This window comes from Kurthia senegalensis (assembly GCF_000285595.1).
GTDB classification, from domain to species: Bacteria; Bacillota; Bacilli; order Bacillales_A; family Planococcaceae; genus Kurthia; species Kurthia senegalensis.
Window position 1 is genome coordinate 668923 of the sequence record NZ_HE611064.1, and the last position, 16311, is coordinate 685233.

General features: G+C 38.3%; 18 protein-coding genes and 1 pseudogene. 7 read left to right on the forward strand and 12 right to left on the reverse strand.

Translation table 11 applies throughout. From position 1 onward, the window contains the following. Positions 1 to 5: 5 nt before the first annotated feature. From KSHG_RS03665 to KSHG_RS03680, 4 genes and pseudogenes are all read right to left on the reverse strand, one after another. A pseudogene (locus KSHG_RS03665) lies at positions 6 to 614 on the reverse strand (DUF47 domain-containing protein); the annotation flags it as partial. A 411-nt stretch (positions 615 to 1025) separates the two neighbouring features. Continuing rightward, entirely contained in the window at positions 1026 to 1598 is a 573-nt protein-coding gene (locus tag KSHG_RS03670; protein WP_010301988.1) for a histidine phosphatase family protein, read from the reverse strand. 85 nt (positions 1599 to 1683) lie between these two features. Continuing rightward, a complete protein-coding gene (locus tag KSHG_RS03675) occupies positions 1684 to 2520 on the reverse strand; it encodes a thermonuclease family protein (RefSeq protein WP_010301992.1) in 837 nt (278 codons plus the stop codon). 123 nt (positions 2521 to 2643) lie between these two features. Next, positions 2644 to 3189, reverse strand: a complete 546-nt coding sequence (locus tag KSHG_RS03680) for a phosphatidylglycerophosphatase A family protein (protein WP_010301994.1) — start codon at positions 3187 to 3189, stop codon at positions 2644 to 2646. Positions 3190 to 3304: 115 nt separating this feature from the next. Between KSHG_RS03680 and KSHG_RS03685 the strand changes: the two genes are divergently transcribed. The 3 genes from KSHG_RS03685 (at position 3305) to KSHG_RS19070 (ending at position 5081) form a co-directional block, all read left to right on the forward strand. Further along, entirely contained in the window at positions 3305 to 4030 is a 726-nt protein-coding gene (locus KSHG_RS03685; protein WP_010301997.1) for an alpha/beta hydrolase, read from the forward strand. Positions 4031 to 4109: 79 nt separating this feature from the next. Further along, positions 4110 to 4622 (forward strand): YjcG family protein, encoded by a 513-nt coding sequence (locus tag KSHG_RS03690; protein WP_010302000.1) that lies wholly within the window; start codon positions 4110 to 4112, stop codon positions 4620 to 4622. Between the two features lie 111 nt (positions 4623 to 4733). Next, positions 4734 to 5081 (forward strand): GNAT family N-acetyltransferase, encoded by a 348-nt coding sequence (locus KSHG_RS19070; protein ID WP_407635299.1) that lies wholly within the window; start codon positions 4734 to 4736, stop codon positions 5079 to 5081. A gap of 238 nt (positions 5082 to 5319) precedes the next feature. On the opposite strand, the gene KSHG_RS03700 is transcribed toward KSHG_RS19070, so the two are convergent. The 7 genes from KSHG_RS03700 to KSHG_RS03730 all read right to left on the reverse strand — a co-directional run bounded on the left by KSHG_RS03700 (position 5320) and on the right by KSHG_RS03730 (position 10777). Beyond that, positions 5320 to 5619, reverse strand: coding sequence for a hypothetical protein (locus KSHG_RS03700; RefSeq protein ID WP_010302005.1), 300 nt, complete (start codon positions 5617 to 5619; stop codon positions 5320 to 5322). Between the two features lie 148 nt (positions 5620 to 5767). Next, the gene (gene mgtE, locus KSHG_RS03705; protein WP_010302008.1) at positions 5768 to 7144 is read right to left on the reverse strand and encodes a magnesium transporter; all 1377 of its coding nucleotides are present in this window, start codon (positions 7142 to 7144) and stop codon (positions 5768 to 5770) included. Between the two features lie 614 nt (positions 7145 to 7758). Further along, positions 7759 to 7920 carry a hypothetical protein gene (locus tag KSHG_RS18245; RefSeq protein WP_154646871.1) on the reverse strand — a complete coding sequence of 54 codons (162 nt, stop codon included), beginning with the start codon at positions 7918 to 7920 and terminating at the stop codon, positions 7759 to 7761. Between the two features lie 78 nt (positions 7921 to 7998). Next, complete coding sequence (locus tag KSHG_RS03715; RefSeq protein ID WP_010302011.1) at positions 7999 to 8892, reverse strand: RluA family pseudouridine synthase; 894 nt, start codon at positions 8890 to 8892, stop codon at positions 7999 to 8001. Between the two features lie 2 nt (positions 8893 to 8894). Beyond that, positions 8895 to 9701, reverse strand: coding sequence for an NAD kinase (locus KSHG_RS03720; protein WP_010302015.1), 807 nt, complete (start codon positions 9699 to 9701; stop codon positions 8895 to 8897). Further along, positions 9698 to 10378, reverse strand: a complete 681-nt coding sequence (locus KSHG_RS03725) for a GTP pyrophosphokinase (RefSeq protein WP_010302018.1) — start codon at positions 10376 to 10378, stop codon at positions 9698 to 9700. The genes KSHG_RS03720 and KSHG_RS03725 overlap by 4 nt, the downstream gene beginning before the upstream one ends. An 18-nt stretch (positions 10379 to 10396) precedes the next feature. Beyond that, entirely contained in the window at positions 10397 to 10777 is a 381-nt protein-coding gene (locus tag KSHG_RS03730) for a UPF0738 family protein (RefSeq protein ID WP_010302021.1), read from the reverse strand. A gap of 139 nt (positions 10778 to 10916) precedes the next feature. Here KSHG_RS03730 and KSHG_RS03735 point away from each other — a divergent pair, with 139 nt between their 5' ends. The 4 genes from KSHG_RS03735 (at position 10917) to KSHG_RS03750 (ending at position 13883) form a co-directional block, all read left to right on the forward strand. Then, positions 10917 to 11510 (forward strand): CYTH domain-containing protein, encoded by a 594-nt coding sequence (locus KSHG_RS03735; RefSeq protein WP_010302024.1) that lies wholly within the window; start codon positions 10917 to 10919, stop codon positions 11508 to 11510. Between the two features lie 4 nt (positions 11511 to 11514). Continuing rightward, on the forward strand, positions 11515 to 12363 hold the full coding sequence (locus KSHG_RS19075) for a lytic transglycosylase domain-containing protein (protein WP_010302027.1): 849 nt from the start codon (positions 11515 to 11517) through the stop codon (positions 12361 to 12363). A gap of 306 nt (positions 12364 to 12669) precedes the next feature. Then, on the forward strand, positions 12670 to 13065 hold the full coding sequence (locus KSHG_RS03745) for a globin domain-containing protein (RefSeq protein ID WP_010302030.1): 396 nt from the start codon (positions 12670 to 12672) through the stop codon (positions 13063 to 13065). A gap of 2 nt (positions 13066 to 13067) precedes the next feature. Then, a complete protein-coding gene (locus tag KSHG_RS03750) occupies positions 13068 to 13883 on the forward strand; it encodes a DsbA family protein (protein ID WP_010302034.1) in 816 nt (271 codons plus the stop codon). 604 nt (positions 13884 to 14487) lie between these two features. Here the strand turns inward: KSHG_RS03750 and pepF are convergent. Further along, the gene (gene pepF, locus KSHG_RS03755) at positions 14488 to 16302 is read right to left on the reverse strand and encodes an oligoendopeptidase F (protein ID WP_010302038.1); all 1815 of its coding nucleotides are present in this window, start codon (positions 16300 to 16302) and stop codon (positions 14488 to 14490) included. Positions 16303 to 16311 lie beyond the last annotated feature (9 nt).

Consider the following 16311-nt stretch of genomic DNA (forward strand, 5'->3'; position numbering starts at 1 on the left):
ACCTCTTATGCATTTCGCATAATGATTGTTTCCATCGTATTCGCTACGTTTTGGCAATCATCTGCGATATCTTCAAGTTGTTCGTAAATATCTTTATATTGAATAATACGAATAGGGTCTGTTTCGTGTAAAAATAGTTGTTTAATCGATTTACGTAATACTTCATCACATTTTGATTCGTAATCTTTTATTTTAATCGCATTTTCACGCATGCCGACTAAATCTTTTCTTTGAAGTTTTTCCATCGCTAGAACGATTTCGTCTGTGCTTGCTACGATATTTTCTACAAATTTCTTCATTGATTCGTCCGCTTCTACGATCCCGAACATGTCAAAATGAGCGATACATTCTTCCATTCCATCAAGTACGTCATCCATGCTGTTCGCAAGAGCTAAAATGTCCTCACGTTCGATTGGTGTCATGAATGATTTATTTAACATAACGATTAACGCATGAATCAGCGTGTCACCATCTGTTTCATATTTTTTCATTTGCGTACTGATTTCAGCTAAATCATCAAGGTTATGAATTTGAAAATCATTTGCATAATGAAGTGCTTTTTGTGCATTTTGTGCGATTTCCGCAAGTTTGTTAAAGAATGGATCGTCTTTTTTCGGTTAAACATAAGTTCCTCCTAGAGCTTGTCTGTTTGTAGTTTTTTTATAATTAAGGATCAAGCATATAGCTTCTCTCTTGCTTTTCAGGTTAGCCAACTTGCTTTACTGACAAAGCTATCTTAACAATCTTTTAGACAATTTGCTTTGAAATTTACATTACTTAATGCAACATTTACAAAACTGTAACAAAGTCGTCCACAAAATTGCTGTTAAATAGAAAAAATAAATGCCTAAGGAGCATTTTACACCATTTGTTAGCAAAATTTAATTGTTTTCTATACGTTTTTTCTGTTTTTCATGCAAAATTTTTGTTCAAACCTTTACATCGCCTTTATAAATTTACAAACTATGGAATACTTGTGCATAAAAAAGAACAATCATTGAATTGATTGTTTCTTTTTTATTTACTTAATCGAGCAAATGATGCGTTTCATTGTATTTACCGAGCCACCATTTACCGTCTTTCGTATAAATCGTACTAACCCCACCATTTGAAAGACGCGCATTCGCCGGAAAAAGGTCGTTATTCTCTACAATTTGAAAAAGATGATGAATGACTGCACCGTGTGCTACGAGAACAATCGTGCCTTTCGGATATCGTTCTTCTAATACAGCTAAGCCACTTTTCAAACGGCTTACAAATTGGCGCAATGGCTCTTGATCCGGGTATTTCTTATTCGGAAAAATTTTAGAACGCTCTTCATACGTCATTCCTTCTGCTTTCCCGAAACCACGTTCTTTAAATTGTGTGATCATTTGCAACGGTAAATCAAACGGTTCATTAATAATACGTGCTGTATCATATGCACGCTTTAATGGGCTCGTAAAAATCGCCGTTGCTTCGTTTTCAAAAAAGTACTTTTGACAAGCCATTGCTTGTGCAATACCTTGTTCATTTAACGGTATATCTGTCGTACCTTGAAGCCGACCTTGGCGATTCCAATCGGTTTCGCCATGTCGCACTACGTAGACCTTTGTCATCGCTCTACACCCCATTTGTTTTATCCCACTCATCGTATCACAAAAATTGGAATTTGCGTATTTTTCTCATTGATTTCAGAACGAGTTACGACGCTTTTTTAAACCCTTCTTTTTGTGCATCTGCTTCACTACAAAACATCTTCTCTTCTTTTACATCATCGTAATTGTTCGTACCTGGTAAAAAGTAATTTTTGTTCCCTTTCGCATTTACATTCCCCTTAATATTACATGCTGTATCCGAGCTTTTCTCTGAAGTGGATTTCGTCGTTGAACTAGAATCGGTCGTTGATGTTGATGTAGAAGTACTGTCTGCTGACGGTAAGTTGTTCAACGATCCATTTTTATCTGGATTGTCGCCGACTTGCCAACCCGCTACTTTCTCTTTGACGAAACCACGATTCGTTACGTATCCAGGATATTGCCAAATACCACGCTTTTCAGCTTTCGCTTTATCTTGTGCGGCATAAAATGGTTTTAAATATGTTGCTTGTTTGTTGTACACGTATCCAACACGCACGACACCTGCACGAATTAATTGTTCTTGCACACTTTTGCCGTCTGCATAAACATATGCTAATAAACGGTCATATTTATCTTCACGGTCTCCCGTCGCATCAAATTCGATTGATACGACTTTCGCTTGCTCGATTAGTTTTTTATTCAAATCAAGCGCTTCTTGTCCGAATGGTTGTTGTCCGAGCGTTTCATGATGCATTTCGGGTGCATCAATTAATAGAAAGCGAACTTTTCTTTGCTTCCCTTTATAATCGATTCGCATCGTATCTCCATCAATAACTTGTAATACTTTCACTCGTTCTCCGACGATTTTGTCACCATTCGTCGTAGTCGATGTACTTTTTTCTGTACATGCACCTAAAATCATCACACATACGACGGTGAGTAACATCATAAGTTTCTTCATATTTTATCTACCTACTTTCTGTCTTCTTACTCATTGTATCGAAAGTTTGGAATGCTGGCTATTTCCATATTAACGAACAAAAAAACTCAAAATCTATAAATGATTTCGAGTTCTTCATTATATTTAAATAAATGCATGCGTTTCTAACGTTTCGCCACGTTCTTCTAAATCGCGAACCGTATGCGCTAAACGTGCAGATGCACATGCAGCAATACTTCCTACAAGATCATCTAAAAATGTATTAACGCACTTACCATCTTTCGAATCAAGATGATTAATAATTCCTACTTTTTCTTTATCTAAGTGACCGTACGTCGTTAAAGCGATACTTCCGTAAGATTGTGTCGCTCCGACAGCTAACGTTTCATCAATACCGAATAAACTTTCATCACTCACGATTAATTGTTGTAATGGTTCAGATAACAACCCTTTTTCTGCTAGCTCATCTAATTCAATCCCAACGAGCACGGCGTGTTGCACTTCGCGTTTTTGTAACACTTTATGCACCGATTGTTCACAATGTTCAAGCGTTAATCCTTTACTATAAGGACTTTGAACATCATATACAATCTCAGCGATGTCTCGGATTGTTACGCCACGACGTGCAAGTGCAGCATACGTCGCATCGGTTACTTCTTTTGAATGCACTTTTAAATTCGTATTAAACATGTAAAAACCCTCTTTTCATTCTCTCTTCCTTGAACGTTTTCTATTATAACGTAACTTGATTTATGTTACACTTTTCGTACATATTGACTATTTATTTTAGAAGGAGTGCTTTTTAGTGAACACTGGCACAATTAAAGAATTTTCATTCCATAGTACCGCTTTAGACGAAACCCTCAACTTATACATCTACGTTCCGTCAAACTACACCCCGATGATGAATTATCCGCTTATCATTGCGGCAGATGGCAAAGACTACATTCAGCTCGGTCGTATTTCTTCTGTCATGGATCATTTAATCGAAGATGGCGATATTGATGGGGCTATCATCGTCGCTGTTCCTTATAAGAGCGTTCAAGATCGCCGCGATAAATATTTACCAAAAGGCATTAAACATCCAGCTTATTTACAATTTTTAAAACATGAATTATTACCGTATATGCATGAGAATTATTGTCTTTCAGACGATGCAGATGACCGTACACTCATAGGAGATTCACAAGCAGCGACCGTTTCTTTGTTAGGCGCACTCGCTTTTCCAGATACATTCGGGCACGTTATTATGCATTCTCCATTCGTGGATGAAGACGTTTTAGCTATCGTTCAAAATGCGACAGACGGCATGGCAGTCAAAATGTATCACGCTGTCGGCAAAGGGGAAACGGAAGTTCATACGACCGACCATAAAATTAAAGATTTTTTAACGCCAAATCGTACACTTCATACATTGCTCGTTGAAAAAGGATTCGATACTTTTTATAAAGAACTAGATGGCGACCATTCTTGGAAAACGTGGCAACCTGACTTAAAACAAGCATTCATCAAAAATTTTAACGAATTGTAAAGGCCCTGACTAAAAATTCTTTAGTATTTTCTGTTATACTGAATTTTAAGATAACTGTTAATTTTAAGGGGGATTTTTTATGAATTATGGTATTGTTGCTTTTCCATCAAAAGAATTACAAGATTTTGCGAACGCTTATCGCAAACGATATGACTCTCACTACGCACAACTCCCACCTCATATCACATTACGTGCAACGACTGAATCAAGTAATATCACGTTACAAGAATTGGCGGATCAAGTAGCTGAAGTAACGAAAGAAATGAAACCAATCGACATTCACATCGGAAAAGTAAGTACATTTTCACCTGTGAACAATGTCATTTATTTAAAAGTCGATCCGACAGAACAATTAACAGCCTTGCACAATACATTTTATGAGGAACCGTTCGGTGGCAAACCACCGTATCAATTCGTGCCTCACATTACACTCGCACAAGGTCTTTCTTCAAGCGAACATGACGATATTTTCGGTCAATTACGCATGTCCAATATCGAATTTAACGAAACGATCCATCGCATACATTTACTTTATCAATTAGAAAATGGTACATGGTCTGTTTATGAAACATACCGTCTGCGAGGCGAATAAGTTGTTACCGGTATTTGCTAAAATCGTCCAAAACGATGAAGAAAAAAAGACGCATTTTTCGTAAGAACGGAAGTATTCGTTAAAGAACAAGGCTTACCGCTTCCGCTTGAAATTGATGAAGTAGATGACTATGCGACACACTTCGTCGCTTATTATGAAAAAATGCCCATTGCGGCAGGTCGCGTTATTATTGAAGAAAGATACAACACAGCCCAAGTGGAGCGCCTCAGCGTACTCCCACAATTCAGAAGGAAACAAATCGGCGTTCAAATGATGCAAACCGTTGAAAAATTTATACGCGAGCATCATCCGGATGTAACGCACATTAAAATTAATGCGCAAACACACGCTATTCCTTTTTATGAAAAACAAGGATATCATGTGACGACACCTGAATTTATGGATAACTACATTCCACATCGTGCAATGGAGAAAAATTTGTACGGTGTCCAAAAATAAAAAAACTAGGATAAAACTTAGTCAACGAGAAAAGACATGCACGATTTGAATAAAATCATGCATGTCTTTTTCGTATACTGGGAGCGATTCTATACTTCTACCGCAAGTCGCTCATAAAAAAAGTCATTTTAAATAAAGCATCCCAAACTAGTAGCAGTCTTATCGTTTAAAAATCCAAAAATGTTCAACAAAATAAAAAAGCTTCCTCATCGTTCGAAGAAGCTTACTGCTTATACATTTACGCATAAGCATTTATGACAAAACCTTTGCCAACAATCTCTGCAGTAGACATTGGTTTCGGTTGGTAAAAAACAACATCTTCCGTAGGTGCATATACAGGTTGTGAATGTTTCGCCGTCTTTTTCACTTGTTCTTTCTCAACAAAATGCTTTTGTGATCGTTTCACTTCGTCAAAGAAACGATTATGTGCTGCCACCGCTTGTACACCTTCAATATACGAGAAACCTTTCGTTTCAAATGCTAGACGATTTGCATAATCGGCGTACTGTAATGGTGTGTTCGGTAAAATATACCCCATCTGCACCTACTCCTTTCAAAAAGTTTAATTATTAATAACATTCCTGCAAAAACAATCTATTAAACTATTTTTTTATTAATTATTAAAAAAAGTTCGAAAGTCATAAGACGAAAAAACGACTTGAAATAAATTTCAAGTCGTTTTTTCATTACATTAATTGCTCGACAAATACAGTCGCAATACCTAAATAAATTAAAATACTCGTAATATCATTTAGTGTCGTAATAAAGGGACCCGATGCAACGGCAGGGTCAATTTTCAGACGATCCATTAACAATGGAATAATTGCTCCGGCTACTGTTGCCACAACAATCGAACAACAAATTGCTACGCCGACAAGCAAGCCTAAAATAAATTCATGCTTCCAGAAGAAGACGATACTGACCGCAATCACACCACAAATGACACCCATGACTAACCCCGTCAACATCTCACGTGTTACAAGCTTCCATTTACTTTCTTTCTCCGTATCACCGTTTGAAATCCCTCGGACAGCAACGGCTAGTGCCTGCGTACCACTATTCCCTGACGTCCCACCAATTAACGGGATAAATGCAGCGAGTAAAGCTACTTTTGATAACGTATCTGTAAATAAATCGACGAGATTCGCTGTAATCATTCCGAGGAACAATAAACAAACGAGCCACGGCAAACGCTTTTTAGCAGCCGTAAAAGGACTCGTATCAAATGTTTCCATATCAGAGACACCGGCAAATTTTGAGTAATCTTCTTCGGCTTCTTCATCAATGACGTCGATAATATCATCGACTGTAATAATCCCTAACATTTCATTACGTGAATTCGTAACAGGAAGTGCTACGAAGTTATAATCACGCATGACTTGTGCAACGTCTTCTTGGTCGTCTGTCACGAGAACACTCACGACACGTTCATTGCGAATATCACGAATGAGCGTATCTTCTCCAGCGATAATTAAATCTCTCAATGACAAAACACCCGTCAGACGGTTTTGGTCATCTACTACAAAAATATAATAAATCGTTTCTGCTTCTTGTGCTTCATTTCGAAGAATAGTCATTGCAGAACGAACATTTGAATTTTCAGCAACCGCCACATACTCGGTCGTCATAATCGAACCAGCTGTATCTTGTTCATAGTGAAGTAATTCACGAATATCTTGTGCTGCTTCCTCATCCATAATTTTTAAAAAATGGCTCGTTTGATCTTGGTCCAGTTCGTTTAAAACGTCGACCGCATCATCGGTATACATTTCACCGAGCATTTCAGCTGCATAAGATGCTTCCATTTCTTCAATAAAAATAGGATATTCTTCATCATCTAACTCAATTGCCTCAAAAATCGTTGCAAGTTCTTTCGGAGATAAATATTGGTAGATGATTTGACGTATATCAGGGTCCACCTTCTCATAAAATTGTCCTTGATCATAGGGATGTAAATCTAAGAATTGGTCTCGGAAAGCAACAATGTCACCTTGTTGTAAAAGTGCGATTAATTGTTCTTCTTGAAATTGTGCTTCCATGCGATCTTTTAATTCTTCTGCCATATTATCCCCTCCTTTCAATCGATTCATTTGAACAAAGTTCATACTACCATTTTCCACAACTATATTAAACCTTAATTCTACTATTCGCTCGAATTGGCATACATCTTATCCATTCACTTACGAAAAAAGATGCTACATTCACCGTTTGACTATCTTCCTACTATTCTTTTAAAAACACTCCCTTTTGAAAATCATATCTATTAATTCAAATGAGCATATTATACGTATTAAATAAAAAGAACTTTCCTAAGATGACACTTATATAAATGAATAATAAAAATAAAGCTAGGCAACTTTTATACTCCGTTTTAGCCGAAGCTTTTCGCAAGGACGCGAAAAAAATGGATATTCCGCTCGCGCTCTTCCCGTAGAAGTCGCGGCTGTCACTCCGAATATACTTCTATTAAAAATCCCTTATAGAAAAAAATAATTTTTGTTGAAATTTAAGTATGCTACTACGAAACCTTAAACGAAATAAGCTTCATACTCATGACAACAAACGTAAGAAAATACACAACGGGAATAGCCATTCCTCATTTGCGCATAAAAATAAAGAAGGAGATGCCCTATTGGAACTGCCCCACGAAAGTGAGACAGTGAAAAAGATGCTTCTTTTAAGCAGAATGTGACGACCGCTTTCCTGGGGCATGGCATTGATAAAGTTGCCTGTCATTTTTAATCCCACATACGTTCATCATTTCTTTCACTGGCACTTGTGCCAACTTCCTCTTCATCACTTTCATTTTTGTTTCGTATGAATATTTTTTTCCTATCAAAAAACACCTCCAAAGATTTGATCCCTTTGAAAGTGTCTTTTCCTTTTTATGTTGTCTCAAATTTTTAGGTCAGTTTTATTACCGTAGCAATTGTTGCATATCGTCTGGTAACGCACTTTCCCATTGAATCGTATGTTGTGTCAGAGGGTGCGTCAACTGCATATATACGCAATGGAGCGCAGAACGTTCAATTCCTGTTAATCGTCCATCATAAAGCGTATCTCCGACTAACGGATGCCCTAAATGTGCCATATGCACACGAATTTGATGTGTACGTCCTGTATGAAGGAATAAACGAACGTGCGTCATCGGTTCCCCTTCATACGTAAAGCGACGTAGCACTTTATAATCCGTATGTGCAAATTGCCCTTCTGGACAAATCACACGTTCAATAATACTCGTATCGTGACGACCGATTGGTGCAATAATCGACCCTTCATCTAAAGAAACATGTCCGTGCACAATCGCTTCATACTGACGTGAGATGTCGTGACGCTTTTGTTGCTCACACAATACGTGATGGACGTGACGATGCTTGGCAATACACATTAAACCCGACGTATTACGATCCAAACGATTCACGACGTGTACCGTTGAAGGAATATGATTTTTTTGGAAATAGCCCGCAACGATTGCCGCGACATTCGTATCTAAATGATTATGAGACGGAATCGTCGCTTGGTACGGTTGTTTGTTTAAAATTAAAATTTCCGCATCTTCATAAACGATGTCTAACGGACCGTCTACCGGCACGAGTCCATCGCTCACTTCTTCACGTGGGAATTTCACCGTGATGACATCGCCTACTTCTAATACGTAACGAACGGTTTGTTCTTGCCCGTTCACCGTAATCTCACCGCCACGAAATTTAATCGCCGTTAATGCTTTTTTCGAAATGCCATAACTTTGTAATGCGCTGCGTAGCATAATTGCTGCAGTCGCTGTAAATGTAATTGTATACCGATTATCCATGTTTAATCTCTTAAATCACTATCAATAAATGAATCGTGAACACGTTGCCAAAATGGGAAAGCTTTGAATCGTGCAAAACGAACTTTTTCTTTCGCTACACGATATTCAATCGATTTCACATTTTTATGAAGGAGTTGTACGTGGTCAACCGTCACCATAAAGTCATCTGCTTGTACAGGTTTCAGTAAGCAATGATGATGAGATGGTAAAACGAGTGACGAACCGACCGTACGGAATACGCGGTTGTTAATCGATGCCATTTCCGTAATTTGTAGCGCTTCTAATGAAGGATGTAAAATCGCTCCACCGAGTGCTTTATTGTAAGCCGTACTACCCGACGGTGTTGAGACACATAAGCCGTCTCCACGGAATCGTTCGAAACGACGTCCATTTAACATGACATCCATAACGAGCGTGACTTCCGATGACTTCACTGTCGATTCATTTAATGCTAAATAGGTGAAACTTTCTTCAGAATCTTGATAATTAATCGTTACTTCTAATAAAGGATATTCAATGACGCGGAATTCTCCTTTTGCGATTGAAATGACTAGTTTTTCAATTTCACTCGGCTTCCAATCCGCATAAAAACCGAGGTGACCTGTATGAATGCCGACAAACGCAACTTCCGACAACATATGCGTATAGCGGTGGAACGCATGTAGCAGCGTGCCATCTCCTCCAATAGATAAAACGATATCTGGTTTCTCCTCATCGACTTCCATGCCGAAGTCGGTTAAATAACTGATCGCTCTTTCCATTAATTCATTTGATTGTGGATCATTACGTGATTGTACGGCGAACTTCATACATTTTCCCCCTTTTCATTCGAATCATTTTCTCTCACGACTGGTTCAGAAGCTTCTTTATACTCTGTAAAGTAAGCTTGTGCTTCGTGAATTTCATCTCGTATAAGTGACATTTCCCCATCAAGTCGGAAAGCCGCTTCAGCAGCGCTTTGCAGTCTTTCTGAAATTTCCGATGGGAAGTCCCCTTTATATTTGTAGTTGAGTGAATGTTCAATCGATGCCCAAAAATTCATCGCTAACGTCCGAATTTGGATTTCTGCTAATATCGTCATTTCGCCATGAATCGTTGCTACAGGATATTCTACAACAACGTGATAAGAGCGATACCCACTCGGTTTTGCATTCGTTATATAATCTTTCTCTTCTACAATTTTTAAATCGTGGCGTTGGCGCAATAAGTTCAGTACGGTCGGAATATCGTCCACGAACTGACACATAACACGCACGCCGGCAATATCTTGCAGCTCATGTGCTAAACGTTCAGATGGTTCAAACACTAACCCTTTTGAAAGTGTTTTGTCATAAATACTCGCCAGCGGTTTCACACGCCCTGTAACAAACTCAATTGGAGATGTTTCATTGTTACGTTGAAACTGTGTACGAATACCTTTTAACTTAATTTTCAACTCATCTACGGCTTGTTTATAGGGCTGTAAAAATCGATCCCATTGTCCCATGACAAGTCCCCCTAATTCTTAGGCCTCGCTTAAAATGCTTGTGAAGGCTTGCTCAACAGCTTGTGAAAAAGCTTCACCATAATTCGAGTTACCTTCTATATTGTAAATTAATCCTTCTAATTCATCACGGAAATTGTGAAGAACGGCTTGCTGTTCGCCCCAACGAAGCACTGGATCTTCTGATGCAATTACCTCAACGAGTTGTGGCCACACATCTTGCTCAAAAAATACGTAGCTATAATTTTCACCATTATCCATTAAATAAATGAATGTCATATTATCTGAATCCGTAATAATTTGCCCAGCTGGTACGAAACGCCCCTCTGGTAAAGTAGTCAATTGAAACTGTACGACCGCATTTGTCGTTTGTTCATAAGATGCTTTAAATAAGTTACGCAATGCCAATCTTCCCTTCCATGAATATACTACTCCATTTTATCATATTCTGTTCTTTTTTTTCACAACAAACCGACGCTTTCCCCATTTTCCAACAGAGAAAAAAACGTATAATGAAATTCAAATGAAAGGATGCGTTCTCATGTCAAAACAACTAGAAATTGAATTTAAAAATATGCTTACAAAAGAAGAGTTTCAAACGCTAACGAAAGCGTTCAACGTCAATGAAGAGGCATTTCACACACAAAAAAATCATTATTTTGATACAGCGGACTTTTCCCTTCGTGATGCGAAAAGTGGTTTACGCATACGCGAAGTTGCCGACCGCTTCGAATGTACATTAAAAGAACCAGCCGCAGGAATTGGTTTGACCGAGACGACTGATTTACTACAAGCTGACCACGTACAAGCCGTTTTAGCTGGGAATGAAACGCTTCATGCCGAAGAAGTACACGAACGCCTGCAGTTTTTAAACGTTTCTGAAGAAAAATTACAATTACTCGGTACACTTTCAACGACTCGTGCCGAAATAAACTATAAAGACGGTTTACTCGTTTTCGATCATTCGCAATATGCGAATACCGAAGACTTCGAGTTAGAATACGAAGTACGTAACGAGCAAACTGGACGTATCATTTTCGAACAATTACTCCAACAGTTCCATATTCCGGTACGACAAGCCGATAAAAAAGTCGCTCGCTTCGTCAAAGCCGTTCAAAAACAGAAAGGAGAATAAATCCGTGGACGTTTCATCATTAGCTGCCCTCGCACAAGTGCAAGCGCTTAATACGACAACTGCAAGTGATTCATCATCACTTACTTCTTCTACTGATTTTTCTAATTTATTATCACAATCTTTAACGAACAATACCGCCTACAACAATTCATCTACACTCGGATTAATGGCTGGTCTTTCAGCGAATCAATCAAGCAATAATGCTTCGATGACACAAGCTTTCACACAGCTATTGTCTGCAGCTAATACGTTTGCCGCAACCGCTCAACAATCCGGCATCGATTTGTCCGCCGTTGCGAATCTTTTAGGTGCGAGTACGAGCTTATATAACGGCTCAACTTCTGCTTATACACCTGCATCGGTGCAATCTACGTACGCGACGACACAAAGCCAGCCTGCGATTACACAAACTGCCGCATCGACTGCAACTACAAAAGCAACTGCGAGTGATTCTATCGCTTCAACTTCCACCGGGAAAGCAACGCAATACGATGCGATTATAAAAAAAGCATCTGTTCTTTATAGCATCCCTGAAAAAATGATTAAAGCTGTCATTCAACAAGAATCTGGCTTCAATACGAATGCGACGAGCAGTACTGGCGCTAAAGGATTAATGCAATTAATGCCGAGTACCGCAAAATACTTAGGTGTGAACGACTCTACAAATGCCGAACAAAACATTATGGCAGGGACGAAATATTTACGCCAAATGCTAGATAAATTCGGTAGTTACGATTTAATGCTCGCTGGATACAACGCTGGCCCTGGAAATGTTTCTAAATACGGCGGGGTTCCTCCATTTAAAGAAACGCAAAACTACGTTTCAAAAATTATGGCAAACTACAATGCTTAAATACGCTTCTTCCGAAACACGCCTGCAAATTGCACGCGTGTTTTTTTATTATAAAACCGTCATATGCTGCAAAAAAAGGACGCCGATCCGATAAAAAATAACTACGCACGTTTCTTATTTTCAAAAATCCTTTTCAAAAAACCCTTTTTAGTTGCATCTTTCTTTAAAAACAACGATGATAACTTTTAGATTATCAATATTTAGGAGATTTTAATGCCTAAAAAGACGACCCGATACCATTTGTTTGAGAAATTACTAGGCTGTTGCTAAAATAGAGTTACAGCTAAAGCAAAGGAGCATATTACGATGACTCAAAAACCGATTATTCCATTTGAGGAAATTGGTGCCGAAAAACTTTCGGATTTAATCGATTCTTTTTATTCGAAAGTAGCGAAGAATCCAAAGCTAAAGCCTATTTTTCCAGATGATTTAACAGAAACAGCCCGCAAGCAAAAACAATTCCAAACACAATATTTAGGCGGGCCTGATTTATATACACAAGAACATGGACATCCGATGTTACGCGCTAGACATATGGGATTTGCCGTTACACCCGAACGCGCACAGGCATGGTTAGAATGCATGTACGAAGCAATGGACGAAGTTGGTCTAGAAGGTAAATTTAGAGAAGTTTTTTACAAACGTCTCGTTTTAACAGCACACCATATGATTAATGCCGAGGATCCAAACGAGGAGGTATAACAGTGGCAAATGTACAATTTGTGACCGAGCAAGTAGCACCCTCAACTACTTCCTTCAGCAAACCAATTGAACTTTATGTATTTGTGGACTTACTACATCCGGACAGCTGGCATTTGCAGACGATTATCCGTCGCCTACAAATCAGCTACGGACATTATTTTACGATTCGATATATTTTAAGTACGGAGCTTTCTTCTTTAAATGTCGCTTGCCAAAAAAGAAACGGTTGTCCTGTCGGAGATGATTTTACAGACGTCTCTCATCCTGTACTTCCTTCAGTCGCTGTCAAAGCAGCTGAACTACAAGGTAAAAAAGCAGGCTCTCGCTTTTTACGCAAACTGCAAGAATATGTCCTAATGGACGAAAAAGACGTTTGCCTAAGTTCTACACTTAATGAAATCGCTGAACATTGTCGTTTAGACATGGTGGAATTCCATTCGGATTTCCGTTCAATGGAAGCGTCTCGTGCGTTCCAAAATGATCTATGTGTTACTCGTGAAATGGAAGTAAATGAAGTACCAAGTCTCGTATTTTTCAATGAAAATATAGAAGATGAAGGCTTAAAAGTTTCTGGCGCATACAGTTTCGACGTATACGAACATATTTTACAAGAAATGCTCGATGACACATTAATTGCACAAGACCCTCCTACCCTTGAAGATTTATTCCGTCGTTATGAAACATTGTCTACGAAAGAGGTCGCTGAGATTTACGAAATTCCGGAGAAACTTGCGGAACGTGAATTAAAAAAACGAATGCTACAACAAAAAGTGGCACGCCTCGTTTGTCAGCGTACGTCTTTATGGCAAATTAAATAGATGCATGAAAACCCGCCTGTACGTATAGGATGCGTACAGGCGGGTTTATTTATTCATCAAATGATTCCCTTCGAGATGCAATCATTTAAAACTGAAAAAAAGGCAAAAAAAAGACTCCGTTGGGGAAACGGAGTTTTTTTGATGTAACGAGTTACATCAATTTTTTATTAAAATTAAAATGAGTATCCTCTACGGGAGTTACTCACTTTCACAAAGGGGATGGGAGAAATGTTCACGTTCAAACAAAGGGGTGTATGTTTGTTGTGATTTATTTCACGAGTATTACTTTATCATCGAAATGTTGTTATAGCAACGTTTTTAACTTAAGTTCACAAATAAGACATAATGAAATCGTTTACATTACACACACGATTCTTTCTCATTACTATGAGGAATCAAAACGTAAATTAAACGTTCGCCATTTTTTCTTTAATTTGTCAATATGTTAATTTTCACAATTTTTAATTTGATCATTTGAATGAATATATTTAAACATTGCAACAATAAGTTTACACGATGTGTTGCTATGGCCATGTTTCTAAAAAAGAAAAAGCAGTCCGAAACCACTTTGTGATTTCAGACTGCTTTCTAAAATGCTTGTTAATTATTTCGTTAACAATGTTTCTAATTCAGCAAGACGTTCTTCAAATAAATCAAACGCTTCTTGAATTGGTTGAGCTGATTCCATATCAACACCTGCACCACGTAAAATGTTAATTGGCGTATCGGAAGAACCTGCTTTTAAGAAGTTATTAATATAACGTTCTACCGCTACATCGCCTTCTTGTAAAATTTGTTTACTTAATGCGATTGCTGCCGATTTACCTGTTGCATATTGGTATACGTAATAATTGTAGTAGAAATGTGGAATACGAGCCCATTCACGACCGATTTCTTCGTCAACGATCATATCTTCACCGAAGTAGCGTTTATTTAGTTCATGATAAGCAGTTGTCATCGTTTCAGCTGTTAATGCTTCACCGCGATTGTCCATTTCATGAATTAAATATTCGAATTCTGCGAACATCGTTTGACGTACAATCGTGCTACGAACGCCTTCTAACCAATGGTTTAATACGTAAATACGTAATTTTTCATCTTTAACCGTTTTCAGTAAGTATTCAGTTAGTAACTCTTCGTTACAAGTTGACGCTACTTCCGCCACGAAAATTGAATAGTCGCCGTATACGAACGGTTGATTTTTACGTGTGAAGTAACTGTGCACACTATGACCAAATTCATGTACGAGTGTAAATAAATTGTCTAAGTTTTTTTGCCAGTTCATTAAAATGTATGGGTTCGTACCGTATGTGCCTGAAGAATAAGCACCGCTACGTTTCCCTTTGTTTTCAACGACGTCGACCCAACGATTTTCTAATGCTTCATTTAAAATCGCCGTATATTCTTCACCCATTATAGACAATGCATCAACCATCATTTTAGCTGCTTCATCATATTCAAGTTCAAACTTCGCTTCTTTTACAAGTGGTGTGTAAATATCCCACATATGTAGTTCATCGACACCTAACACTTTTTTACGAAGGCTAATGTATTTATGCATGAGTGGTAAATTATGATGAACCGTATCTAATAATTGATCATATACTTTTTCAGGAATTTGGTTGTTGCTAAGTGCGGCATGGCGTGCTGAATCGTATTGACGAATACGTGCAGACACATTATGTTTTTTCACATTCCCTGTTAATGTCGTCGCAAATGTATTTAAAAATTGACCGTACGTTTCATACATCGCATGGAAAGCACGCTCACGTGTAGCACGATCTGCACTTTCTAAAAAGTGTGTATAGTTGCCGTGCGTTAATTGAACGTCTTCCCCATTTTCATCTTTAACGGTTGGGAATTGTAAGTCCGCATTGTTCAGCATACCGAATGTATTAGAAGACGCATTCGTTACTTCGCCCATTTGTGCAAGTAGTGCTTCTTGTTCTGCTGGTAATACGTGCGGACGTTGTACTTTCAATTCGTCTAACTCTATTTTGTATAAACGTAACGCTTCGTTTTCATTTAAGTAACCGTCGACAGTCGCTTCGTCCAACGCTAAAATTTCAGGCGTTAAGAAAGAAATGCTCGTAGATGCTTTCGCTAACAATGTTTTAGCACGGCTATCCATTGCTTGGTAAAAGCTATTCGTCGTATCTTGGTCGTAACGCATATGAGAATATGCATATAGGCGGCTAAGGCGAGAGTAAAGTTCGTCTCTATATTTCAACGCTGCTAACATCGCTTCAGCACCATCTTGTAACGTTCCTTGATAGTTGCTTGCTTTTTCACTTAATGCTTCTACATTTTCGTATTCAGCATCCCATGCTGCATCCGTCGCAAAAATATCTTCAAGACGCCACGTTTTTTCAACGGGAACCTCATCACGTGTAGGAATTTTTTTCGTTTCTGTTGCCATAATCAAAAT

Bases quoted from the DNA above. Each gene is read 5' to 3' on its own strand.
- KSHG_RS03670 (WP_010301988.1), bottom strand. From the start codon at position 1,598: ATGACAAAGGTCTACGTAGTGCGACATGGCGAAACCGATTGGAATCGC.
- KSHG_RS03675 (WP_010301992.1), bottom strand. From the start codon at position 2,520: ATGAAGAAACTTATGATGTTACTCACCGTCGTATGTGTGATGATTTTA.
- KSHG_RS03680 (WP_010301994.1), bottom strand. From the start codon at position 3,189: ATGTTTAATACGAATTTAAAAGTGCATTCAAAAGAAGTAACCGATGCG.
- KSHG_RS03690 (WP_010302000.1), top strand. From the start codon at position 4,110: ATGAATTATGGTATTGTTGCTTTTCCATCAAAAGAATTACAAGATTTT.
- KSHG_RS03700 (WP_010302005.1), bottom strand. From the start codon at position 5,619: ATGGGGTATATTTTACCGAACACACCATTACAGTACGCCGATTATGCA.
- mgtE (WP_010302008.1), bottom strand. From the start codon at position 7,144: ATGGCAGAAGAATTAAAAGATCGCATGGAAGCACAATTTCAAGAAGAA.
- KSHG_RS03715 (WP_010302011.1), bottom strand. From the start codon at position 8,892: ATGGATAATCGGTATACAATTACATTTACAGCGACTGCAGCAATTATG.
- KSHG_RS03720 (WP_010302015.1), bottom strand. From the start codon at position 9,701: ATGAAGTTCGCCGTACAATCACGTAATGATCCACAATCAAATGAATTA.
- KSHG_RS03725 (WP_010302018.1), bottom strand. From the start codon at position 10,378: ATGGGACAATGGGATCGATTTTTACAGCCCTATAAACAAGCCGTAGAT.
- KSHG_RS03735 (WP_010302024.1), top strand. From the start codon at position 10,917: ATGTCAAAACAACTAGAAATTGAATTTAAAAATATGCTTACAAAAGAA.
- KSHG_RS03745 (WP_010302030.1), top strand. From the start codon at position 12,670: ATGACTCAAAAACCGATTATTCCATTTGAGGAAATTGGTGCCGAAAAA.
- pepF (WP_010302038.1), bottom strand. From the start codon at position 16,302: ATGGCAACAGAAACGAAAAAAATTCCTACACGTGATGAGGTTCCCGTT.